The 23,221-nt window shown below is 39.9% G+C and carries 18 protein-coding genes; 12 read left to right on the top strand and 6 right to left on the bottom strand.

The window, feature by feature from the left end:
• Window positions 1-456: 456 nt before the first annotated feature.
• From ppx to PPBDW_RS12550, 3 genes are all read right to left on the bottom strand, one after another.
• Window positions 457-1,980 carry an exopolyphosphatase gene (ppx, locus tag PPBDW_RS12560; RefSeq protein WP_036795877.1) on the bottom strand — a complete coding sequence of 508 codons (1,524 nt, stop codon included), beginning with the start codon at window positions 1,978-1,980 and terminating at the stop codon, window positions 457-459.
• Window positions 1,967-4,054, bottom strand: a complete 2,088-nt coding sequence (gene ppk1, locus PPBDW_RS12555) for a polyphosphate kinase 1 (RefSeq protein WP_036795876.1) — start codon at window positions 4,052-4,054, stop codon at window positions 1,967-1,969. Before ppk1 ends, ppx begins: the two co-directional genes overlap by 14 nt.
• A 115-nt stretch (window positions 4,055-4,169) precedes the next feature.
• The gene (locus PPBDW_RS12550; protein WP_036795874.1) at window positions 4,170-4,676 is read right to left on the bottom strand and encodes a glycine cleavage system transcriptional repressor; all 507 of its coding nucleotides are present in this window, start codon (window positions 4,674-4,676) and stop codon (window positions 4,170-4,172) included.
• A gap of 175 nt (window positions 4,677-4,851) precedes the next feature.
• Between PPBDW_RS12550 and PPBDW_RS12545 the strand changes: the two genes are divergently transcribed.
• The 4 genes from PPBDW_RS12545 (at window position 4,852) to phoU (ending at window position 10,317) form a co-directional block, all read left to right on the top strand.
• Window positions 4,852-7,080 (top strand): ABC transporter permease subunit, encoded by a 2,229-nt coding sequence (locus PPBDW_RS12545; RefSeq protein ID WP_036795873.1) that lies wholly within the window; start codon window positions 4,852-4,854, stop codon window positions 7,078-7,080.
• 14 nt (window positions 7,081-7,094) lie between these two features.
• Window positions 7,095-8,732 (top strand): phosphate ABC transporter permease PstA, encoded by a 1,638-nt coding sequence (pstA, locus tag PPBDW_RS12540; RefSeq protein ID WP_036795872.1) that lies wholly within the window; start codon window positions 7,095-7,097, stop codon window positions 8,730-8,732.
• A 68-nt stretch (window positions 8,733-8,800) separates the two neighbouring features.
• Window positions 8,801-9,598, top strand: a complete 798-nt coding sequence (gene pstB, locus PPBDW_RS12535) for a phosphate ABC transporter ATP-binding protein PstB (RefSeq protein WP_173425437.1) — start codon at window positions 8,801-8,803, stop codon at window positions 9,596-9,598.
• Window positions 9,599-9,609: 11 nt separating this feature from the next.
• Complete coding sequence (phoU, locus tag PPBDW_RS12530) at window positions 9,610-10,317, top strand: phosphate signaling complex protein PhoU (protein ID WP_036795870.1); 708 nt, start codon at window positions 9,610-9,612, stop codon at window positions 10,315-10,317.
• A gap of 93 nt (window positions 10,318-10,410) precedes the next feature.
• Here phoU and PPBDW_RS12525 read toward each other — a convergent pair whose 3' ends face one another.
• The gene (locus PPBDW_RS12525) at window positions 10,411-11,151 is read right to left on the bottom strand and encodes a copper homeostasis protein CutC (protein WP_036795869.1); all 741 of its coding nucleotides are present in this window, start codon (window positions 11,149-11,151) and stop codon (window positions 10,411-10,413) included.
• 219 nt (window positions 11,152-11,370) lie between these two features.
• Window positions 11,371-11,982 carry a peroxiredoxin C gene (locus PPBDW_RS12520; protein WP_036795868.1) on the bottom strand — a complete coding sequence of 204 codons (612 nt, stop codon included), beginning with the start codon at window positions 11,980-11,982 and terminating at the stop codon, window positions 11,371-11,373.
• A 131-nt stretch (window positions 11,983-12,113) separates the two neighbouring features.
• Between PPBDW_RS12520 and PPBDW_RS12515 the strand changes: the two genes are divergently transcribed.
• From PPBDW_RS12515 to aceA, 3 genes are all read left to right on the top strand, one after another.
• Entirely contained in the window at window positions 12,114-13,016 is a 903-nt protein-coding gene (locus PPBDW_RS12515; protein ID WP_036795867.1) for a hydrogen peroxide-inducible genes activator, read from the top strand.
• Window positions 13,017-13,704: 688 nt separating this feature from the next.
• Window positions 13,705-15,318 carry a malate synthase A gene (gene aceB, locus PPBDW_RS12510; protein ID WP_054262074.1) on the top strand — a complete coding sequence of 538 codons (1,614 nt, stop codon included), beginning with the start codon at window positions 13,705-13,707 and terminating at the stop codon, window positions 15,316-15,318.
• Between the two features lie 37 nt (window positions 15,319-15,355).
• Window positions 15,356-16,663: an isocitrate lyase gene (gene aceA, locus PPBDW_RS12505; RefSeq protein WP_036795865.1), complete on the top strand. Its 1,308-nt coding sequence runs from the start codon at window positions 15,356-15,358 to the stop codon at window positions 16,661-16,663.
• Between the two features lie 62 nt (window positions 16,664-16,725).
• Here the strand turns inward: aceA and PPBDW_RS12500 are convergent, their stop codons facing one another.
• On the bottom strand, window positions 16,726-17,208 hold the full coding sequence (locus PPBDW_RS12500; protein ID WP_036795863.1) for a CBS domain-containing protein: 483 nt from the start codon (window positions 17,206-17,208) through the stop codon (window positions 16,726-16,728).
• 272 nt (window positions 17,209-17,480) lie between these two features.
• On the opposite strand from PPBDW_RS12500, the gene queA reads away from it, so the two are divergent.
• From queA to secF, 5 genes are all read left to right on the top strand, one after another.
• On the top strand, window positions 17,481-18,533 hold the full coding sequence (gene queA / locus PPBDW_RS12495; protein ID WP_036795861.1) for a tRNA preQ1(34) S-adenosylmethionine ribosyltransferase-isomerase QueA: 1,053 nt from the start codon (window positions 17,481-17,483) through the stop codon (window positions 18,531-18,533).
• Window positions 18,534-18,827: 294 nt separating this feature from the next.
• Window positions 18,828-19,955, top strand: coding sequence for a tRNA guanosine(34) transglycosylase Tgt (gene tgt, locus PPBDW_RS12490; RefSeq protein ID WP_036795860.1), 1,128 nt, complete (start codon window positions 18,828-18,830; stop codon window positions 19,953-19,955).
• Window positions 19,956-19,981: 26 nt separating this feature from the next.
• The gene (gene yajC, locus PPBDW_RS12485; RefSeq protein WP_036795859.1) at window positions 19,982-20,320 is read left to right on the top strand and encodes a preprotein translocase subunit YajC; all 339 of its coding nucleotides are present in this window, start codon (window positions 19,982-19,984) and stop codon (window positions 20,318-20,320) included.
• A gap of 37 nt (window positions 20,321-20,357) precedes the next feature.
• Window positions 20,358-22,211, top strand: coding sequence for a protein translocase subunit SecD (gene secD, locus PPBDW_RS12480; protein ID WP_036795858.1), 1,854 nt, complete (start codon window positions 20,358-20,360; stop codon window positions 22,209-22,211).
• 12 nt (window positions 22,212-22,223) lie between these two features.
• Window positions 22,224-23,171 carry a protein translocase subunit SecF gene (secF, locus tag PPBDW_RS12475; protein ID WP_036795856.1) on the top strand — a complete coding sequence of 316 codons (948 nt, stop codon included), beginning with the start codon at window positions 22,224-22,226 and terminating at the stop codon, window positions 23,169-23,171.
• Window positions 23,172-23,221: the final 50 nt, after the last annotated feature.

Below are 23,221 nucleotides of genomic sequence, written 5' to 3'. Positions count from 1 at the left end.
ATTGGAATATATCATTGTCTGGTAGAATTGATTTATTAAAAAATGGATATTTTAATTACGATTTTAATATATAAATATATATTATGTTTATTATAATAGCAATGAATTAATATAACTTGTGGTAGCTATAAAACCAATAAATATAGTAACTTATAAAATCTGTTAATTATATAAAATTATTAGTTGTAATAATGGTTATTGAGTGTGATTATTGTTGTTTTTAGTGTTTTTCGATATTAAATAAACGGTTTCTGATATGTGGATATATTTTATTTAAACTTTGTGGTTATTATGACGCAGTAAAAAATACTTTAATTTTATTTTTCTGCTATTTGAATTATTTTATTAAATTGTAAGTAAAAGATGTAATCAAAGAATATAATATTTACATCTATTCTTATTAAAAGTATTCAAAAGGTACATTTTTATATGGTGTTTAAGTGTTTTTATTGAATATTAGCTATCTAATTCTGCAATAGTTAATTGCCAGCCTGCTTTATGCCAGTATTGTTGCTCTGTTACTAGATCTGCTGCGAGTAGAGTATTGGTTGTTAGCCAATTTTTCGGCAAAGTTAATTGCCAGTGTTCGTTATTGACGGTGAGTATAATCTGCGGTACAGAAATAATATTACGTTGACCATTAAGAGTAACAGCAAGCCGTAATGCTCTTATTAATGGATATAACTGCTTACGTTTATAAATCGTTAATGATGGAACTTCATCAAGTTTCAATCGCTTACGTTGAAAGCGAACTAAGGTTGCGAGTAATGTTTGTTGTTCGACGCTAAATCCCGGCATGATGCTATAGCGTAATAAATAGGCTGAATGGCGGTGAAACCCAGGATAACTAATACTTAAACCAACCTCATGCAATAATGCTCCCCATGCTAGTAAAGTGACTAATTCTGCGTGCTTATCGGTAGGTGATGATTCAATTTGAGTATACAGCGCTATCGCGGTGTTCTTTACGCGTTGAGCTTGAGGCATATCAATATTGTATTGCTGTGCTATTGCTGTAGCAGTACGGCTGCGAATATCGCAATGACGAAAACGTTGTTCCATTTCATACAATAATCCTTCACGCAGTGCTGCGTTTGAAAAATGCATTTCAGTAATATTTAATGCTGAAAAAAGGGCACTTATAATCGCGACTCCCGCAGCAAAAACAGGTTGTCGATCCTCACTTAACCCTGCTAACACTAATTTATGCTGATGTTTGCAAGCAATGAGCGTGGTGATTAATTGCTGTAATCGAGGCTGAGTGAGTATTCCATCATGGTGCCCTTGAGCAATTAATACTGCTTGAATCGCTTTAATTGTACCGGATGCGCCTAATACTTTCTGCCAGCCAAGTTGTTTATATTGATTAACAATCGTTTCTAGCTTTTGATGTGCGGCTAATTGTGCCGCGGCAAAATTGGTTAGGTTGAGTTTACCATCAGCAAAAAAGTTTTTAGTGTAACTCACACAACCGATATGTTTGCTGCAAACCTTATTAGTTTCAAATCCTGAGCCAATCACTAATTCAGTGCTGCCGCCACCAATATCAATCACCAGTCTTTTACCTTGTTCGGGCTGAGTATGGGCGACACCTAAGTAAATTAATCGTGCTTCTTCTGTGCCAGCGATGATTTCAATGGGGTAAGGCATAATGGTTTCAGCACGACGAATAAAAATATCAGCATTACGTGCTTGCCGAAGGGTATAAGTCGCAGCGACACGTACATTTTCAGGTTCAAAACCCTGAAGTCTTTCAGCAAACATAGCTAAACATGCTAATCCGCGTTCAATGGCGTCTTGGCTAAGATTATGTTGATTATCTAACCCTGATGCTAAATGTATGCGTTGTTTATAACGGCTAATAATTTGCAGACGTTGGCCGATAACCCGCGCAATGACTAAATGAAAACTGTTAGAGCCAAGATCAAGTGCTGCAATTTGTCGTGGTTGAGGAGCATGGTGTTGGTTATGACTTGGCATGATGTTTTTGCTCCTTGCGTGCCAGACGGCGTGATTGATCTTCACTGCGTTTTAAATAATTATAAATAGCTGTTTGGGAACGTATTTTACGACGTTTCCCTCGCTTGACATAGTGATTGCTCATTGATTGATCAACAATGCGCGCTTTTACAGTATCGGCCAATTGGAGGTTTATAATATCGATAATACGCTGTTTAAGTTGTGGCGATAGAATAGGACAGCCGACTTCAATTCGCCGATCAATATTACGATACATCCAATCAGCAGAAGAAATAAACACCTTTGGCATGTCATTATTGGTAAAAATATACACTCGAGAATGTTCAAGAAAACGATCAACAATACTAATAATGGTAATGTTTTCACTGATGCCTTTTATATTGGTAATTAGACTGCACATGCCACGGATTATTAATTGGATCTTAACCCCATGTTGACTCGCGCGATAAAGCTGATCAATTAAGCCTTTATCAATTAAATTATTCAGTTTGAGGGTGATACCAGCCGGTCGGTTTTGTTGAGCATGGTAAATTTCATTCTCAATAAGTGCGTATAGACGAAGCCTCGCGTTGGTTGGCGATACAATTAAATAGTTGAAATTAACCTTAGTGGCGGGGTTAGCAATATAATCAAACAATTGTTGTACTTCATGAGTGATCTCTACATGGGATGTAAATAGTGAAAAATCAGTATAGCTTTTGGCGGTTTGCTCGTTAAAGTTACCTGTACCGATATGAGCGTAATGAACTAATTGGTGTTGTTCTTGACGGCTGACAAGGCATAGTTTTGAATGAATTTTTACTTCAGCAATGCCAAATAATACCGTGATTCCGGCTGCGGTTAATTGTTGTGCCCAATCAATATTGGCTTGCTCATCGAATCGAGCTTGTAGCTCTACTACTACAGTTACCTGTTTGCCGTTATGGGCTGCGGTAATTAAGCTATCAATAATGAGTGACTGTTTAGCGGCTCGATAAATATTAATCTTAATTTGGCGAACAGCGGGATCTAACGCTGCTTGATGTACAAAATCAAGCATATGTTGAAAGCTGTGATAAGGGTAATACAATAAAATATCTTGGGCTTTTATTGCGCTAAAAACTGTTTTAGCACCGCTGAAAGAGTAATTATCGATAGTTGGCAACGGAGCATGATTAAGGTATTTATTGCCGATAGTAGGAAAAGTGATTAAATCGTTACAGTGCTGATAACGCCCGCCTACAATAATTGTATCGAAACATGATAGCTTGAGTTGGTTAGATAACAACCGAAGCAATTTTGATGGCATGGTGTGTTGATATACTAACCTGATAGGCTTTGCCGTTAGACGTTGACTTAACTGTAGGGATAGTTGGTGCAATATATCATTGCTATCAGCCTCAAGCTTATAGTCAGCATTGCGGGTTATTTTAAGCGCATAAACGCTGAGCTGAGCTGTTGCGGTTAGATCATTAAAAATATCCCAGATACAGTGACGGATAATATTTTCAATAAAAATAAACTGATGCTGGTTGTTACTGCTAGGGAGTTGCACTAAGCGGGGTAATTTTTCAGTTAGAATTTCAATTAAAACATAATCAACCTTAGAACCTCGGTTGATCATTACCGCTAAGTACGCACAGTTATGCTGTAAACGTTGCACTAAATCAATACTGTTAGTCAGCGAAATCGTCGTAATATGGGGCAGAATATATTGACGAAAATAGGATTTAAGCCATAGTTGCTGCTGAGGGTGGAGTTGATGTTCATCTATCAGATAAATACTTTGTTGTGTCATTTCAATCAGTAGCGCATCATAAATGACATCAAAGGTTTGTTGTGCTTGTAAGCTTCGTTGTTGAATTTGATCTAATAATTGTTGCGCTTGATTATCTTGGCCGTGACTATGTAATAGTTGGCGCTTAACTTTGGCCACCCGCACTTTGTAAAACTCATCAATATTATTGGCATAGATACCAAGAAAACGTACTCGCTCAAGAAGCGGTACTGAGTTGTCTGCAGCCTCTTGTAATACCCGTTCATTAAATGATAGCCAGCTGAGCTCTTTTTCAAGATAACGATTATTGATGGTCATTCGGTGTCAATATCCTTGCTACTTTGCAGCCATCAATATGATATTTGATATAAAATGGCATGGTAAAGCATGATGATTCGCGTTACATTGCTTTAGTGTATGCCATCTGATTGATTTAGCTAAGCGTTTCAATATCTATAGTTAAATCATCTGCTAACTGCTCAAGTTGTTGCTGAATCATATCTGCGTTAATTTCTGGTGGTGTGTGTAATTGAAACTCAGCCACAAAAATAGGGTAGCCCCAGTTAGGTGCGCTTTGAGTCGCGGTTTTTAATTTGGCAATATTAATTCCGAGCAAGGTTAAGTGACGAGTGACTTCTTTAACAATACCACGTCGATCATTGCCAGTAACTGTGAGCTGCTGGGCAACATAAGGTATAGCCGCTTGGGTGTGATCTTCGACGATGTGTATTTGTAGCGCTTCAATTTTCGTTAAAGCTTGGCGCAGTGATATAAAGTGTTCAGTTGCAACTTCTATTTGTATTATGCCTGCAAATTGACCGCCAAGCTGGCTGAGTGAACTCGTTACCCAATTAGCATGATTGAAGTAGACGGTGTCAGATAATTGCTCTACAAGCCCAGGTTTATCTTTACCAATTATGGTTACAATCAGTTGTTTCATCACGTCGGTCCCTTGTCGTTATAACATTATAGTGGCATTTTTTTGTGGTTGTTTTTTAAGCATGGCCGTAAAACGTGATTTAGCCAACTCAAATAATTCTCATGGTTATGGTTGTCATAAATCTGTCATAAAATAGCAATACACTTTTAAGCGTATAAATAGGTTAGAGGTCATAATGGCAAACGCCAGCACATTATTAAGGAAAGAGAACCGCTTTCGCCGTGGTAAAGATACATTAGCCCGGATTGGTGTTACTGCTGGCGGTATTTTTGTTTTGATCACTTTAATGCTGATTTTCTTTTATTTGTTGTATGTGATTGTACCTATTTTTTCGTCTGTTTCTGTTACTCCTAAACAGCACTTTTCATTACCTGTAACCAGTAAAACTGCATTATTAGGGGTTGATGACAGTAATACGATTGCTTACCGTTTTAGTCGTGATGGTAAGGTTACTTTTGTAAAATTACCCTCACAGTCTCAATCAGCCGATGTGGTCAAACAGCAGGTAATTATTGCTAATCCAACCGCATATGGCGTTAGTTTGCCACGTGATGGCATGATCGCTTATGGCACTACGCAAGGTCAGGTGACGATAGTTAAACCCGAGTTTGCATTGACTTTTGCTGATGCACATAAGCAATTGCAACCCAGTATTGAATATCCTTTTGGTAAAACACCGTTAGCGCTCGCGCCAACAGGAGAAGCAATCACTCAGTTAGCTATTTCTGGTCGAGATGATCGCACCGTCGTGGTCGGTAAGACTGCGACTAACCACCTTTATGGCTTGAGTTTACTGCTACCTGAAAATGTCATACAACGCGCGCAAGGTTGGCAGCAGCAGCAGTTTGCAATTAATAATACCCCTGTGAAAATTGATGACTTTCAATTAACACCAGATGGTAAGACGCTGTATGTATTAAGTGGCTCAAATTTATATTTATATAAGTTGACCCCCAAAAGCGCTTTTCTGCGTAAAATTGAAAATGTTGCTACGGGTAGCAGTAAGCCTGTTTCCATTACCTTATTATCTGGCGCTAATTCATTATTAATAACTAACTCTAATAATACTATTTCGCAATGGTTTGAAGCAGTTAAAGAAGGGCAACGGCAATTAATTAAAGTGAGAACGTTTCAGTTCTCGGCTAGCCCCTTAGTGAAAATAGTACCAGAATATTACCGTAAGGGTTTTTTTGCGATTCAAAAAGATGGTACTACCTCGGCTTATTACACTGCCGAGCGCAAGGTAATATACAAAGAAAAAGTCTTTAGCAAAGTACCGACTGATATTGCCATTTCTCCTAAAGCTAATTTGTTAGTGACGTTTGATGATGGTCGTTGGCAGAGTTACCAAGTTAAAAATGCTCATCCTGATATTGGACTCTCATCACTATTACAGAAAGTGTGGTATGAAGGTTATGCTGAGCCTGATTATGTATGGCAATCAACCTCTGCTAGTGATGAATTTGAACCTAAATTAAGTCTAGTACCAATTGTATTTGGTACCCTTAAGGCTGCGATTTATTCGATGTTTTTTGCTATTCCATTAGCACTTGCTGGGGCTATTTACACTGCTTACTTTATGTCAAATAAAGTCAGAAAAGTCATTAAACCGACTGTAGAATTAATGGAAGCATTGCCGACGGTTATTTTGGGTTTTCTAGCCGGAGTATGGTTGGCACCGATTGTTGAGCAATATCTTGCAGGGATCGCACTTGGAATATTCTTTTTACCATTAAGTATTATTGTTGTTGGCTGGAGTTGGTCAATGCTACCGGGGCAATGGCGCTCACGTGTTCCTAATGGTTTCCATATCGCATTGTTAATTCCGGTAATTATAGCGGTGACCTATGGCTGTTTTGGCTTAAGTCCATGGATTGAAACGCAGTTTTTTAATGGTGATTTGCAAGGGTATTTAAACAACCATTTAGGTATTGGTTATGATCAACGTAATGCGTTAATTGTCGGTATAGCAATGGGATTTGCGGTTATTCCAACTATTTTTACCATTGCTGAAGATGCTATTTTCTCGGTACCAGCACATTTAACAAAAGGGTCATTAGCTTTAGGTGCAACCCAATGGCAGACCTTAACCAAGGTCGTATTGTTGACGGCGAGTCCTGGTATATTTTCGGCGATTATGATGGGTTTAGGGCGCGCGGTGGGGGAAACCATGATTGTGTTAATGGCAACCGGTAATACCCCTGTTATGGATTGGAATTTACTCCAAGGATTACGCACCTTAGCTGCAACTATTGCCATTGAGATGCCAGAATCAGAGGTGGGTAGTTCACATTATCGAGTGCTGTTCTTAGCGGCATTTGTATTGTTTGTGTTTACCTTTGTATTTAATACAATTGCTGAAGTCGTTCGACAACGATTACGCGAAAAATACAGTTCGTTATAATAAGTGATACAGCAATGATTAAATGGTTTAAATCTGGTTCACCATGGATTTGGTTAACAGCGGGTGCGGTCAGCTTAAGTTTGGTTGCTGTACTCGGTTTATTATTATTGATTGGTTATAAAGGCTTGAGTTATTTCTGGCCAGCACCTGTATATCAATTTGATGTTAACCTTAATGGTAAACAGCAAGTGGTGATTGGTGAACTTTATCAACGCACTATGGTTCCAGTAGATCAGCTTGCGGATGCTGGGGTTGATGTTAGTCAGTTTACCCAAGACAGTGTGCCGCGTTATTTAATTAAAACCGGTAATCGTGACCAGGGCGCATTAGATTTCTTAACGGTATTAAGTACCCAAATTATTCATCAACAAGTCGCTAATAATATTGCGGTGGTTGAGCGTGAAAGCAATGGTAAGTTTTATGGCTATCCAGTAAAGGTGATCGAAGCTGGTGAACCACAATCGCTATCACAATTACCAGCAGCATTAGCACAAGCCGATAAAGTACGTTCCGAATTACGCTCATTACAAGGCAACGAGATTGCAAATATTAATTGGCATTTAGAACGACTAAGAATTGAAAAACGGCGACTAGAATTAAGTGGTAAATTGACCGCAGATGATAGTTTACGTATTGAACGTGAGCAGGCAAATTACAATACGATTTATAAGAATATTGAAAATCGGTTATTTGCACTACAAGGGCAACTAGACCATGACGCGTTAGTATTACGCGATCAAAGTGGCAATAATGTAACAATTCCAATGATGCAAATTTTGGATATGTGGCGACCAAATAATTTGTCGTGGCTTGAAAAAGTGCAGCATTGGGGACGCCACGTATATAAATTTTTATCTGAAGCGCCACGTGAAGCCAATACTGAAGGCGGTGTTTTTCCTGCCATTTTTGGTACGGTATTTATGGTGCTATTAATGAGCGTAATGGTGACCCCATTGGGCGTGCTTGCTGCCGTCTATTTACATGAATATGCTAGTAATAATCGTTTTACAAAACTAATTCGGATTGCGGTGATTAATCTCGCGGGTGTACCATCGATTGTGTATGGTGTATTTGGGTTAGGCTTTTTTGTGTATATGGTTGGTGGCACTATTGATGATGTGTTCTTTTCCGCCCAATTACCGACCCCGACATTTGGTACTCCGGGAATTTTATGGTCTGCATTGACGTTAGCCATCATGACGTTACCGGTTGTGATTGTGTCAACTGAGGAAGGTTTAGCGCGTATTCCGAGTTCAGTGCGTAATGGTTCATTAGCACTCGGGGCGACACAAGCCGAAACCTTATGGCGAATTGTATTGCCAATGGCAAGTCCTGCAATCATGACCGGACTTATTCTTGCCGTTGCACGAGCTGCGGGAGAAGTTGCGCCATTAATGCTTGTTGGGGTGGTAAAAATGGCATCAACATTACCACTCGATATGCACTTCCCATATGTTCACTTAGATAGAAAATTCATGCACTTAGGTTTCCATGTGTATGATGTCGCTTTTCAGAGCCCTAATGTTGAAGCTGCGCGTCCATTAGTGTACGCCACCTCATTTTTATTGGTGACGGTTATTATCAGTTTGAACTTAACTGCAATTGCTATTCGTAACCACCTTCGAGAAAAATTCCGCGCTTTAGAGCAATAGCTGTGAGTATCAATAACACGAGATCAACTATGTATAACGATCGTTCTCTCTTCACCGACCACTCGCCAATGGGATTGTTTGAGCCGTTGGATTTATCGTTACTGCCTGACGATAAAACGGCATTATCAATCGAAGGCTTGAATCTCCATTATGGTCAAACTCAAGCATTGTTTGATATCAATATGCGGATTGCTAAAGGGCAAGTTACTGCGTTTATCGGTCCTTCTGGGTGTGGTAAATCAACCTTGCTAAGTTGCATAAATCGCATGAATGATCTTATTGATGGCTGTCATATTGACGGTAAAGTCATGCTTCATGGCCAGAATGTGTATGATAATAATGTCGATGTTGCCGCGCTACGACGTCGAGTCGGGATGGTGTTTCAACGACCAAATCCATTCCCTAAGTCTATTTATGAAAATGTTGTTTATGGGTTACGATTACAAGGGATCAGCGATCGACGAGTCCTTGACGATACCGTTGAAAACTCACTACGATCCGCAGCATTATGGGACGAAGTAAAAGGCCGTTTACATGAGAATGCATTTGGTTTGTCGGGTGGCCAGCAACAACGGTTAGTGATTGCGCGTGCGATTGCGATTGAACCTGAAATTCTATTATTAGATGAACCGACATCTGCATTGGATCCGATCTCAACCTTGACCATTGAAGAGTTAATTAATGATCTCAAGGCTAAATATACCGTAATCATTGTTACTCATAATATGCAGCAAGCAGCGAGAGTATCGGATCAAACCGCTTTTATGCATATGGGGGAACTAGTGGAATATACTAGTACCAATGATATATTTACCACTCCCAAAGAAAAACGTACTGAGGATTATATTACAGGGCGTTATGGTTAAGGATCGACAGAATGTTAAATACAATTAGCCTTGGCCGTCATATTTCTGGTCAGTTTAATCATGAATTAGAAAGTATTCGTACCCATGTATTAGCGATGGGGGGCTTGGTCGAGCAGCAATTAGCCGATAGTTTAAAAGCATTGCATAAGCAAAATGAAGAATTAGCTAAGCGAGTGATCAAAGATGATCACAAAGTAAATGCGATGGAAGTCGCGATTGATGAAGCCTGCACCCGTATTATCGCTAAGCGCCAGCCGACGGCGAGTGATTTACGGCTGGTGATTGCAATTATTAAAACTATTACTGATTTAGAGCGTATAGGTGATGTTGCGGAAAGTATTGCCAAAGTTGCTTCTGAGAATTTTACTAATAAGCAGTATAACTTATTAGTATCCCTTGAATCGTTAGGTCAGCATGCGGTGCGAATGTTACATGAGACTTTAGATGCGTTTGCACGAATGGATGTAAAAGCGGCGATCGAGGTTTATCAAGAAGATGACCGTATAGATCGTGAATATGAAGCGATTATACGTCAATTAATGACTTATATGATGGAAGATCCTAATTCGATACCTAATGTCATGAAGGTGATGTGGGCTGCGCGATCGATTGAACGGGTTGGTGATCGCTGCCAAAATATTTGCGAATATATTATCTATTTTGTGCAAGGCAAAGATATTCGCCATACTAATCCAGAAGATATTAAAAATATGTTGTAGCTCGTTACGTTATTGCATCGTTAAAATAAACAGGGACGTGATGATCTATAATGAGATAATACGCCCCGATTAAACGATAGCGTGGCGTTATTGTCACGCCTGAAGCTGAGCGACAACTGCAGCTATGTTTGCTTCACCTGTAATTGGGATCTCAAAATCATCAATATCAGCATTACCCATATGGGCTTGCTTAGCGACGGTGATCATGCCACTTGGGCGAGTAGTTTTGCCTGATAGATGGATCTCATTAATGCCTGTTTGAGTAATAATTTCTTGTACGTTTTGACTGTTAACACCCGCCCCCGCCATAATCTTTAACCGATTACCGCAGTATTGATGCATTTGCTTAATCATGTCTATACCGTCATAAGCGTTAGCGTGTAAACCGGATGTTAGAATTCGTTCACAACCAGCAGCCATAATCGCATCTAACGCTGCTATTGGCTCAACACACTGATCAATAGCACGATGAAAGGTGACCCCCATACCTTGAGCTTGTTTAACGAGGCGAGTAACAATATCGCTGTCTATTAAGCCATGTGGCGTTAATACTCCAATTACAACACCTTGTAATTTTGCCTGCTTAGCTGCATAAATATCGGCTAGCATGATTTCGACATCCTCGCTGCTGAACAGAAAGTCACCTTGACGTGGGCGAATCATCGCATATACGGGAACTGTGGCATATTTAGCTGCGGCATGCATAAATCCGATACTGGGCGTCAATCCACCGAGAGCTAATGATGAACATAGTTCAATACGAGTTGCGCCACCTTGTGCGGCATAACGCAGTGATTCAAGATTATCGATACAAACTTCAAGTTGAATAGTCATTGATTATTAGCAGTCGTATAAAAAGAGGATGTTCAGTGTAGAAGATAATTGCAGAGGGAGCGAATAGTGGCGATTGATAATGTGCGGTGGGTAGAAAATGAAGTTAAAAAAAGGGCTCGGTATATTCCGAGCCTCATTGTATTTTTTATTTGAGCTGACTTTGGCTCTATGTAGCACTAATGCGATTTATAACACCGTGAGCATGGTGTTAATAGGTAATTACTTCTTACCTAGGTCTGCAGTGTGCTCAGATAGGTAGTCTGCTACACCTTTTGGTGATGCATCCATACCTGCTTTACCTTCTTCCCACTGTGCAGGACATACTTCGCCATGCTTTTGGTGGAAGTTCAATGCATCAACCATACGTAGCATTTCATCGATGTTACGACCTAATGGTAGATCGTTAACTACTTGGTGACGAACCATGCCGTCTTCATCGATAAGGAAAGAACCACGGAAAGCAACACCAGCTTCTGGATGCTCAACATCGTAAGCTTTGCAGATTTCGTGCTTAATATCAGCAACTAATGGGTATTTAACTTGACCGATACCGCCATCTTCAACAGCAGTGTTACGCCATGCGTTGTGCGAGAACTGTGAATCAATTGAAACACCAATAATTTCTACGCCTTTCGCTTGGAAATCTTCAAAGCGTTTATCAAAAGCAATTAGCTCTGATGGGCATACGAAAGTAAAGTCTAGTGGGTAAAAGAAAACTACTGCTTTTTTACCTTTAGTAAATTCTGAAAAGTTGAATGTATCAACAATTTCGCCGTTACCTAGAACAGCTGCAGCAGTAAAATCTGGTGCCTGACGACCTACTAGTACCATTTTGGTGCTCCTTAAATATTGGGGTTTGCCAACCTTTTTAGGCGGGCTCCATACTTGGACAAGACAAACTATAGCTAAACTGTTAAATTGAAAAAAGCGGAATAAACAGATTGAAGTAATCGAAAAATACGATGAATAAATTTCCATCACTTAAACAGCTTCATTATTTAGTTACTCTATCGGAAACACATCATTTTGGCGAAGCCGCTAAACGATGTTTTGTGAGCCAGTCGACATTAAGTTCTGGTATTCAAAATCTTGAAGAGTTACTTGATTGTCACTTAGTTGAACGTGATACCAAGGCTAAAACTTTAGTATTTACGTCTATGGGCGAACAAATAGTCAGTAGAGCACGAGAGTTATTAGCTTGTAGTCGTGATCTTGTTGAGCTTTCTCGTTGTTGTGGTGATGGTATGGAAGGACCATTGCGGGTTGGTTGTATTCCGACAATCGCGCCTTTTTTATTATGTGGTTTAGTCCAACAAGTTAATACGTTATATCCCAAGCTCAATTTGCTCTTGCGTGAAGATACCACCACTAATTTATTGGAGGCGCTTCAGCATGGTGAAATGGATGTATTAATTTTAGCATTGCCTGTTGATATTCATGGTATGTCGAGTCAGATTGTCGGTCGTGACGCATTTAAAATGGTGATCAGTAAAAATCAAGCAGCGTCGGTGACAATCCCGCTGCATTATGCTGATCTGCCTGATAAGTCAGTTTTCTTACTAGAGAAAGAGCATTGTTTGACTGAGCATGCGGTATCTGCTTGTAAATTGACGTCTAAAGAAAAAATTAATCCATTTACGGCAACTAGCTTACATACTTTAGTCCAAATGGTTGCTAATGGTTTAGGAACGACATTTATTCCACAGATGGCAATTAAACACGGTATTTTAGAAAATCAAAATCTAGTGGTTATTGAACCACCGGGTCAAGATGCTTATCGTGAAATTGGTTTGGTGTGGAGACCAACATCAAGCCGTACCGCAGCTTTTGAAAAGCTTGGAGAGATCGTTAAAAGTTTACTGTAAGTTCGTTTAATGGCTAATTATGGTATTAAAGCCTCAAGTAATGATAAAAATTATACTGTGATTTTAGGGTAATTATTATGGTTACTTAGGCTTTTTTGTGAGTTCTATATTGACCGAGGTTATATTTAACAGTTTTTAGTTGAATATACTGCTTTTTTACTAATGATTAAAAGATTATATTATCGAGCGATCTATCTATAAGTCGCTGTTTTGTTGAATAAATTTGTTTCAGCGTGCAAATTAATCCCTTTCTTATCCGTTATCCTCTAACACAACTTGTTTTATTATTTTGTTTTTTGGCAGTTAATTATTTTACTAATCATCATCTTATATGAAAATAAGCTATGACTATTTGTTTTAAACGCCTTTTTAACTCAATATTACCATCAGATTTTATGTAATTTAATTACGTAACAACTAACAAAAAATTGTTATTTATGTATAAACTTAAATTCCGAGTAAATAGCTAAGATTTTTGTGAATTTGGTATTTTACATATTTTACGTTTTAAAGTAACTCATTGATAGTATTAGATTTGTATTTTTTGTTGCGTTTCTAGGTACGGTTATTTACTTGCATTCCAACTATGGTTACGGCAACGTAAATATAGGCTTTAAATAATTTAACAGGGAATCATTGCTTTTGTTATTGATAAAAGTAGTGATTAAGTTACATGCTGGAGGCGTATATGATAAAGACAGCCATTCAAGCAAACGATCGTACTCAGTTATTACTGCAGCAACCTCTGACGGAGCAGCAACAACAAATTATAACTGCCGATGCGTTAGGGTTTATTGAGCGGTTAGTTGAACGCTTTGCTGAACGAGTACCGTTATTATTAGAGACGCGAGAGCAACAACAATTAGCGATTGATCGCGGTCAACTTCCTGATTTTATACCAGAAACAAGAGCTATCAGAGAGGCTGACTGGAAAATACAAAATATTCCTCATGATTTACAAGATCGTCGTGTAGAAATCACTGGCCCTGTCGATCGTAAAATGGTGATTAATGCGTTAAATGCTAACGTAAAAGTATTTATGGCTGATTTTGAAGATTCTTTTTCTCCGTCGTGGAATGCGATTATTGATGGTCATCAAAATCTGCGTGATGCTGTTAATGGCACTATTAGTTATACCCATCCCCAAACAGGTAAACACTATCAGCTTAATGATGACCCAGCGGTATTGATTTGCCGTGTTCGTGGTCTGCATCTTCTAGAAAAAAATATACTTTGGAATGGTCAGCCTATTCCAGGAGCATTATTGGATTTTGCACTTTATTTTTATCTTAATCATCAAGCGTTATTAGCCAAAGGTAGCGGTCCTTATTTTTATTTGCCGAAACTACAGGCTTACCGAGAAGCAGCATGGTGGAGTGACGTCTTTAGTTATACCGAAGATGAATTTGGTTTAACTCGCGGCACCATAAAAGCAACAGTATTGATTGAAACATTACCTGCTGCATTTGAGATGGATGAAATATTATTTAATCTTAAAGAGCATATCGTTGGACTTAATTGTGGCCGTTGGGACTATATTTTTAGTTATATAAAAACCTTACGTAATTTCCCTGAATGCATTTTGCCTGATCGCCAAGTGGTGACGATGGAAAAACCATTTCTTAATGCTTATTCACGTTTATTAGTACGTACTTGTCATCGCCGTGGTGCATTAGCTATGGGGGGAATGGCGGCGTTTATTCCAGCCAAAGATCCACAACAGCAAGCATGGGTGTTAAATAAAATCCAAACCGATAAAGCGCTTGAAGCTAATAATGGCCATGATGGTACGTGGGTCGCTCATCCAGGGTTAGCTGATACCGCACGGGCTATTTTTGATGATGTGCTTGGTCAGCGTACCAATCAACTGGATGTGAGCCGTGAACAAGATACACCGATTACGGCAGCAGAATTATTAGCACCTTGTGATGGTGAGCGAACAGAAGCCGGTATGCGACACAATATTCGAGTAGCAGTGCAATATATTGAAGCATGGATTTCAGGTAATGGTTGTGTACCTATCTATGGCTTAATGGAGGATGCAGCGACGGCTGAAATTGCTCGCGCTTCCATTTGGCAATGGATAAAACATGGTAAAACGTTATCCAATGGTCAAGTGGTTACTAAAGCATTATTTACTCAAATGTTGGCTCAAGAAATGCAGGTATTACAGCAAGAGTTAGGCCAAGAACGCATTGATAACGGCCGTTTTGAAGAAGCGACTTATTTGATGTCGCACTTGGCAACCAGCGATGAGTTAGACAATTTCTTAACTCTCAAAGGTTATGACTATTTAGTGTAATAACGGATTACCGCCAATTGACTAGAGGGATATTATTATGACATTAACTCGCCAACAACAAATTGCTGCCCTAGAACAAGATTGGGCTGAAAATCCACGCTGGAAACACGTTAAGCGCACTTATACCGCCGAAGAAGTTGTTAATCTTCGTGGGTCATTTATTCCTGAGCATACTATCGCCCAACGTGGTGCTGATAAATTGTGGGAATTGGTTAATGGTAGCGCTAAAAAAGGTTATGTTAATTGTTTAGGTGCTTTGACTGGTGGACAAGCCGTACAGCAGGCAAAAGCAGGTATTGAAGCGATTTATTTATCCGGTTGGCAAGTTGCAGCTGATAATAATACCGCATCAGCAATGTATCCTGATCAGTCGTTATATCCGGTTGATTCAGTCCCTGCGGTGGTGAAGCGAATTAATAACTCTTTCCGTCGAGCTGATCAAATTCAATGGTCAAATGGCGGCTCTCCTACTGAGGGTGTCGATTATTTCTTGCCGATTGTTGCAGATGCAGAAGCTGGTTTTGGTGGCGTACTTAATGCTTATGAATTAATGCGTAATATGATTGAAGCAGGTGCTGCTGGGGTTCACTTTGAAGATCAATTAGCCTCGGTGAAAAAATGTGGCCATATGGGGGGGAAAGTCTTAGTGCCAACCCAAGAAGCGGTTCAGAAATTAGTCGCAGCTCGTTTAGCAGCAGATGTTGCGGGTACAACAACGTTAGTCATTGCGCGAACGGATGCCAATGCTGCTGATTTGTTAACTTCTGATTGCGATCCATATGATAAAGATTTTATTCTTGGCGATCGCTCTGCTGAAGGTTTTTACCGTGTTCGAGCCGGTATCGATCAAGCCATTGCGCGAGGTTTAGCTTATGCACCTTATGCCGATTTAATTTGGTGTGAAACGGCAAAACCATGTTTAGAAGAAGCGCGTAAATTTGCCGAAGCGATTCATGAACAATACCCTGATCAGCTATTAGCTTATAATTGTTCACCGTCGTTTAATTGGGAAAAAAATCTTGATGCGGAAACTATCGCTAAATTCCAACAAGAATTAGCTGATATGGGGTATAAGTACCAATTTATTACTCTGGCTGGTATTCATAACATGTGGTTTAACATGTTTGAACTTGCCCATGCGTATGCGCAGGGTGAAGGTATGCGTCATTATGTTGAAAAAGTACAACGTCCAGAGTTTGAAGCCGCAGCTAAAGGTTATACCTTTGTTGCTCATCAGCAAGAGGTCGGAACGGGTTACTTTGATACCATGACCAATACCATTCAGGGGGGGAATTCGTCAGTGACAGCATTAACCGGGTCAACAGAAGAAGATCAGTTTAAATAATCGTGTTTGATACGCTGATTAAATTTATCGAGGGGAGCGTTATGCTCCCTTTGTGGGCATGGTTATAATTCTCGTAATATATCAATATCATCAAGATTATCTTGTTCTTGTTCAATCGGATCCACTTCATCTTGCATTTCAAGTAATGTTATCGCAATCGCAACAAAATCACTGTTAGTAATAATGCCAACCAGTTGTTTATTCTCAACCACAGGTAAACAGCCGATCTGGTGTTTTTGCATATACAGTGCGGCTTCTTTGAGGCCTGCATGGCTATCAACACTGAAAACATTACGGTTCATGCAATGTTCAAGTAATGCTTCTAGCGGCGAGTGTGAATGGCTGGCGATAACTGATTTTAAATTAGAGTCTTGAGCAGCAAGTACATCACGTTGAGAAATTAACCCCAGTAAGTGATGATTATGATCGGTAATCGGTATATGACGAATAGACAGGGTTTGCATCATTTCTTTAGCATCAAATAAGCTGCTATTACGTGATAGTGTATGCGGTTTCGGGGTCATCATATCGGCAACTGTAAACATTAAAATCTCCCATTTTCATATAATAGTTGATATGTTTTTTTATTAATCTACTCCTTTGAATGTAGCGAATTATTGGTGATTATCCCATGACAGCGGTCATAAATTTCAAATGTCATAAACGATTAAACTTCAGTCCTTATTGTTAAATAAAGACAGAGTAGATTGTTCGGCGAAAGTTTTTTATGGAAAAGGCGCTTTAATTGCTACGGGGTTTCGCATCTTTGGTGGAGTTAAGTATAATGCCCGCCTGCTGTTATTTAAGGCGTATTACGATGCAAGTTTCTGATTTTGATTTTGAGTTACCGGACGAGCTGATTGCTCGCTATCCACAACCTGAACGTACTGCGAGCCGTTTGTTACATATGACGGGCAATACTGGTGAATTAGCGCATAAAGGTTTTAAAGATGTGTTAGATCTGGTTGAGGCTGGGGATTTATTAGTTTTTAATAATACCCGTGTTATACCTGCGCGTATGTATGGTCATAAAGCGTCTGGTGGTAAAATTGAAGTGTTAGTTGAGCGGATGTTGGATGATAAATCTATTCTTGCTCACGTGCGCGCATCTAAACCGCCAAAGCCTGGTAATGAATTGTTATTAGGTGAAAATGGTGAGTTTTCTGCTGAAATGGTTGCTCGCCACGACGCGCTATTTGAAATTCGTTTTAACAGCGATAAAACTGTCCTAGAGATTTTAGAACAGGTGGGGCATATGCCATTACCGCCTTATATCGATCGCCCTGACGAAGATGCAGATAAAGAGCGTTACCAAACGGTATATAACGCGAAACCAGGTGCAGTGGCTGCCCCTACTGCAGGTTTGCATTTTGACGATAAACTGATGGCTGATTTAAAAGCTAAAGGGGTTAATTTTGCATTTGTAACTTTGCATGTTGGCGCAGGAACTTTTCAGCCAGTACGTGTTGATGATATTAACGATCATCACATGCATTCTGAATATGTTGAAGTACCACAAGAGGTTGTTACGGCGGTTAATGAAACCCGCGCAAATGGTGGTCGTATTATTGCTGTCGGTACCACATCGGTGCGTTCATTAGAAAGTGCAGCACAAGATGCAGTTAAGAATGGTACTGAGTTAAAACCATTTTTTGGTGATACGGAAATCTTTATTTTCCCAGGCTATCAATTTCAGCTAGTGGATGTACTAATTACTAACTTCCACCTGCCTGAATCAACACTGATTATGTTAGTGAGTGCATTTGCTGGTTATGATCATACGATGAATGCTTACCATCAAGCGGTTGCTAATCAATATCGTTTCTTTAGTTACGGCGATTCGATGTTTATTACCCGTAAAAACGTGTGATATTGATTACGTTAACATTTATTAAAAATTAAGTATTTAGGCTGCTTTTTGTTACAATTGCAGCCTTTGTTGTCTTTGCTACATGATGTAAATTTTTTCATGTAGAATTTACAACATAATAAATGCTTTTTGCTCCACTTTATCGTGACGATTATTTATTGTAACGCTAATGCTGTGAGCTACTATGGTCGTTATTAACGGCCATTATTTTTGTGGCTGATCAGGCAATCGCCTGTGGGGCTTAATCCTGTAATGGGAATCTGTCAGATTGTTTCTCTGGCTTTTGGAGGTCTTGTGAAATTTGAATTAGATAAAACTCAAGGGCGCGCACGTCGTGGTCGTTTGCAGTTTGAACGCGGTACGGTAGAAACGCCAGCATTTATGCCTGTAGGTACTTACGGTACTGTAAAAGGTATGACACCTGAAGAAGTTGAAGACACTGGTGCACAAATCATTCTAGGTAATACGTTCCATTTATGGTTACGTCCTGGACAAGAAGTGATGAAGATGCATGGTGATTTACATGACTTTATGCAATGGAAAGGTCCAATCTTAACCGATTCAGGCGGCTTCCAAGTATTTAGCCTTGGCGCATTACGTAAAATCACTGAAGAAGGTGTTCATTTCCGTAATCCGGTTAATGGTGACAAGATTTTCATGGATGCTGAAAAATCTATGGAAATTCAAAAAGATCTTGGTTCTGATATCGTAATGATCTTTGACGAATGTACGCCGTACCCAGCAACCCACGACGAAGCGAAAAAGTCGATGGAAATGTCACTTCGTTGGGCTCAACGTAGCCGTAATCACTTTGATAAGCTTGAAAATCCAAATGCATTATTTGGTATCGTTCAAGGTGGTGTATACGAAGATTTACGTGATGTTTCAGTGGAAGGTTTAACCAGCATTGGTTTTGATGGCTATGCTGTTGGCGGTTTGGCTGTTGGTGAGCCAAAAGAAGATATGCACCGTATTCTTGAGCACACATGTCCAAAATTACCAGAAGATAAGCCTCGCTACCTTATGGGTGTAGGTAAGCCTGAAGACTTAGTTGAAGGTGTTCGTCGTGGTATCGACATGTTTGACTGTGTAATGCCGACTCGAAATGCCCGAAATGCACACTTGTTTGTGACTGGTGGTGTGATCAAGATCCGTAATGCGAAACATAAAACAGATACAACACCACTAGATCCTGAGTGTGACTGTTACACTTGTCGTCATTATTCAAAAGCGTATTTATATCACCTAGATAAATGTAATGAAATTCTAGGTGCGCGTTTAAATACCATTCATAACTTACGTTACTACCAGCGTTTAATGGCAAGTATCCGTAAGTCAATTGAAGAAGATCGTTTCGATGCATTTGTAGAAGAATTCTACGCGCGTCGTGACCGTGAAGTTCCACCATTACAAATTGTATAAATCATAATAAATCGAGGACGTTATAAATGAGCTTATTTATCTCTCAAGCACATGCTGCAACTGAAGGTGCATCTGCAGGTGGTTCACCGTACCAGTTATTCATTATGCTGGGCCTGTTTGCTGTAATTTTTTACTTCATGATTTACCGCCCACAAGCTAAACGTGTTAAAGAGCACAAAACGCTAATGAGCTCGATGAGTAAAGGCGATGAAGTAATGACTAACGGTGGTCTTTTAGGTCGTATTACTAAATCATCATCTGAAAGTGATTACATCGTTCTGGCGCTAAACGACAATACTGAAGTAACTATCAAAAAAGACTTCATTACTGCAGTTTTGCCAAAAGGCACAATGAAGTCTTTATAAGACTATAAAAAAACATTCGCTTTGAAGGATCATAGCAGTGCTTAACCGATACCCTCTGTGGAAGAACTTACTAGTGTTGTTCGCACTAATTATAGGTTTGCTTTACGCACTTCCCAACGTATACGGTGAAGATCCAGCGATTCAAATAACCGGGGCGCGTGGCGCCTCGGTTACTATGAGCGCTTTGGATGCCGTCACCGAAGATTTAAAAAAGAACAATATCCCCTATAAGTCAGTTGTCTTTGAAAAAGGCTCAGTACTGGTTCGTTTTCAAGATACTGATACCCAAATCAGCGCTCGCGATATTCTTAATAGTGAATTAGGTGACAAATATATTGTTGCGCTAAATCTCGCTCCCTCTACCCCCCCTTGGTTAGAAGCTATTGGTGCTACACCAATGAAGCTTGGCTTAGACTTGCGTGGCGGGGTTCATTTCTTGATGGAAGTGGACATGGATGCGGCGATGGAAAAACTATTAGGTCAGCAAGAAGAAACTTTTCGAGTTGAACTCCGCCAAGATAAAATTCGCTATCGTGCCATTGATAAAACGAAAGAAACGGTTTCTGTACGTTTGCGTGATGCCGCTCAATTAGAGCAAGCAAAAGCAGTATTAGAACCGCTTCATCCCGATATGGTGTTTACTGCAAGTGACGCTAAAGGACGTTTTGTTTTAACGGCAAGTTTTTCTGAAGCGCGTCTTCAAGAAATCCGTAATTATGCTGTCGAGCAAAATATTACTATCTTACGTAACCGTGTTAATGAGTTAGGCGTTGCTGAACCATTAGTACAACGTCAAGGCGCTAACCGCATAGTGGTTGAGCTACCGGGTGTTCAAGATACGGCACGCGCTAAAGAAATTTTAGGTGCAACCGCAACGCTTGAGTTCCGTGAAGTGGATAGCAGTGCAGATCTTGCTGCGGCAGCTGCTGGTCGAGTTCCTGCTGGTAGTGAAATCAAGATGACCCGTGATGGTCGTCCTACCGTATTGAAAAAGCGCGTTATTCTAGCGGGTTCTCATATTACTGACGCAACTTCAAGTGCTGATGAATATGGTCGTCCACAGGTGAATATCTCGCTCGATACTGAAGGCGGCAGTAAAATGACGGCGTTCTCACGTAATAATGTCGGCAAATTAATGGCGACAGTATTTACTGAGTACAAAGACAGCGGTAATCGTACTTCTGACGGCAAAGTCATTCTTGAAAAGCATGAAGAAGTGATTAACCAAGCCACTATTCAAACTGCACTGGGACGTAACTTCCGCATTACTGGTATTGACTCACAACCAGAAGCCCACAACCTCGCATTGCTATTACGTGCAGGTGCGTTGATTGCACCAATTTCAATTGTTGAAGAACGCACAATTGGTCCATCTATGGGTCAACAAAATATCGATATGGGTATTCAGGCATGTATCTGGGGTATGGTGGCAGTAATGCTCTTTACCTTATTGTACTACCGTGGTTTTGGTTTGATTGCCAACTTAGCATTGATGATGAATCTAGTCTTGATTATTGGTGTGATGTCGATGATTCCTGGTGCAACTATGACCTTGCCTGGTATTGCCGGAATTGTATTAACCGTAGGTATGGCTGTTGATGCTAACGTGCTTATCTTTGAACGTATACGTGAAGAGTTACGTGACGGTCGAAGCCCTCAGCAAGCGATTCAACAAGGTTATGCGAATGCGTTTAGTACCATTGCTGATGCGAATATCACTACCTTAATGACAGCGATTATTTTGTTTGCTGTTGGTACTGGTGCAATTAAAGGTTTTGCTGTGACATTATCGATTGGTATTTTAACCTCGATGTTTACAGCAATTATCGGCACTCGTGCTGTGGTTAACTTAATCTATGGCGGTAAACGCATAGATAAGTTGTCAATTTAGGAGGGCGCATAAATGAAACAATTATTGAATGCGGATAAAGTTACTGACTTTATGCGTTGGTCAAAATTAGCGTTTATTTTCTCGTTAATGATGATTGCGGCTTCTATTGCGACAATATCGACCAAAGGATTGAATTGGGGCTTAGACTTTACTGGCGGTACGCTTATTGAAGTTAGCTTTAAAGATCCTGCTGATTTACCGTTAATTCGTGAGTCATTGGCAAAATCTGGTTTTGGTGATGCGATTGTACAGAACTTTGGTACTGCTCGTGATGTAATGGTTCGTTTGCAACCCCGTGACGGTGTTAAAGGTGAGACGCTGGGTAACCAGATCATTGAGGCTTTAAAAACTGGAACGGGTCAGCAAGTTGAAATGCGTCGTGTTGAGTTTGTTGGTCCCAATGTCGGTGATGAATTGGCAGAAGCGGGCGGATTGGCGATTTTAATTGCGCTAGTTTGTATTCTGCTTTACGTTTCAGTGCGTTTTGAATGGCGTTTAGCCGCAGGCGCGGTGTTGTCATTGGCACACGATATTATCATTACTGTCGGTATCTTTTCGATATTACAAATTGAAGTTGATTTAACTATTGTGGCAGCATTGCTAACAGTAGTCGGTTATTCACTTAACGATACCATCGTCGTGTTTGACCGTATTAGAGAAAACTTCCGTAAAATGCGTAAACAAACTTCTGAAGAAATAATGAATTGCTCTCTTTCTCAAACATTGAGTCGAACATTAATTACTTCCAGTACAACCTTGTTTGTAGTGATTGCCTTGTTCTTAAAAGGCGGTGCGATGATTCAAGGGTTTGCATTAGCATTATTGATTGGTATTACTGTCGGTACTTACTCTTCAATCTATGTGGCTTCAGCGTTAGCGCTTAAATTGGGGATCACCCGTGAGCACTTAATGCCAACGCCATTAGATAAAGAAGGTGAAGAGCTTGATGCGATGCCATAGTGGTAACTAGTGCGCATGGGTTACACAGCATAATATAAATTATACGGAGT

This window comes from Photobacterium kishitanii (genome assembly GCF_000613045.3).
Lineage (GTDB): Bacteria > Pseudomonadota > Gammaproteobacteria > Enterobacterales > Vibrionaceae > Photobacterium > Photobacterium kishitanii.
The sequence above is the reverse complement of the archived record's forward strand: the minus strand, read 5'-3'. Positions and strand labels throughout refer to the sequence as shown.

What these genes read in the sequence shown, in the direction of transcription:
- ppx (WP_036795877.1), bottom strand. Translation starts at nt 1,980, where the DNA reads ATGCCAAGTCATAACCAACACCATGCTCCTCAACCACGACAAATTGCA.
- ppk1 (WP_036795876.1), bottom strand. Translation starts at nt 4,054, where the DNA reads ATGACCATCAATAATCGTTATCTTGAAAAAGAGCTCAGCTGGCTATCA.
- PPBDW_RS12550 (WP_036795874.1), bottom strand. Translation starts at nt 4,676, where the DNA reads ATGAAACAACTGATTGTAACCATAATTGGTAAAGATAAACCTGGGCTT.
- PPBDW_RS12545 (WP_036795873.1), top strand. Translation starts at nt 4,852, where the DNA reads ATGGCAAACGCCAGCACATTATTAAGGAAAGAGAACCGCTTTCGCCGT.
- pstA (WP_036795872.1), top strand. Translation starts at nt 7,095, where the DNA reads ATGATTAAATGGTTTAAATCTGGTTCACCATGGATTTGGTTAACAGCG.
- pstB (WP_173425437.1), top strand. Translation starts at nt 8,801, where the DNA reads ATGGGATTGTTTGAGCCGTTGGATTTATCGTTACTGCCTGACGATAAA.
- phoU (WP_036795870.1), top strand. Translation starts at nt 9,610, where the DNA reads ATGTTAAATACAATTAGCCTTGGCCGTCATATTTCTGGTCAGTTTAAT.
- PPBDW_RS12525 (WP_036795869.1), bottom strand. Translation starts at nt 11,151, where the DNA reads ATGACTATTCAACTTGAAGTTTGTATCGATAATCTTGAATCACTGCGT.
- PPBDW_RS12520 (WP_036795868.1), bottom strand. Translation starts at nt 11,982, where the DNA reads ATGGTACTAGTAGGTCGTCAGGCACCAGATTTTACTGCTGCAGCTGTT.
- PPBDW_RS12515 (WP_036795867.1), top strand. Translation starts at nt 12,114, where the DNA reads ATGAATAAATTTCCATCACTTAAACAGCTTCATTATTTAGTTACTCTA.
- aceB (WP_054262074.1), top strand. Translation starts at nt 13,705, where the DNA reads ATGATAAAGACAGCCATTCAAGCAAACGATCGTACTCAGTTATTACTG.
- aceA (WP_036795865.1), top strand. Translation starts at nt 15,356, where the DNA reads ATGACATTAACTCGCCAACAACAAATTGCTGCCCTAGAACAAGATTGG.
- PPBDW_RS12500 (WP_036795863.1), bottom strand. Translation starts at nt 17,208, where the DNA reads ATGTTTACAGTTGCCGATATGATGACCCCGAAACCGCATACACTATCA.
- queA (WP_036795861.1), top strand. Translation starts at nt 17,481, where the DNA reads ATGCAAGTTTCTGATTTTGATTTTGAGTTACCGGACGAGCTGATTGCT.
- yajC (WP_036795859.1), top strand. Translation starts at nt 19,982, where the DNA reads ATGAGCTTATTTATCTCTCAAGCACATGCTGCAACTGAAGGTGCATCT.
- secF (WP_036795856.1), top strand. Translation starts at nt 22,224, where the DNA reads ATGAAACAATTATTGAATGCGGATAAAGTTACTGACTTTATGCGTTGG.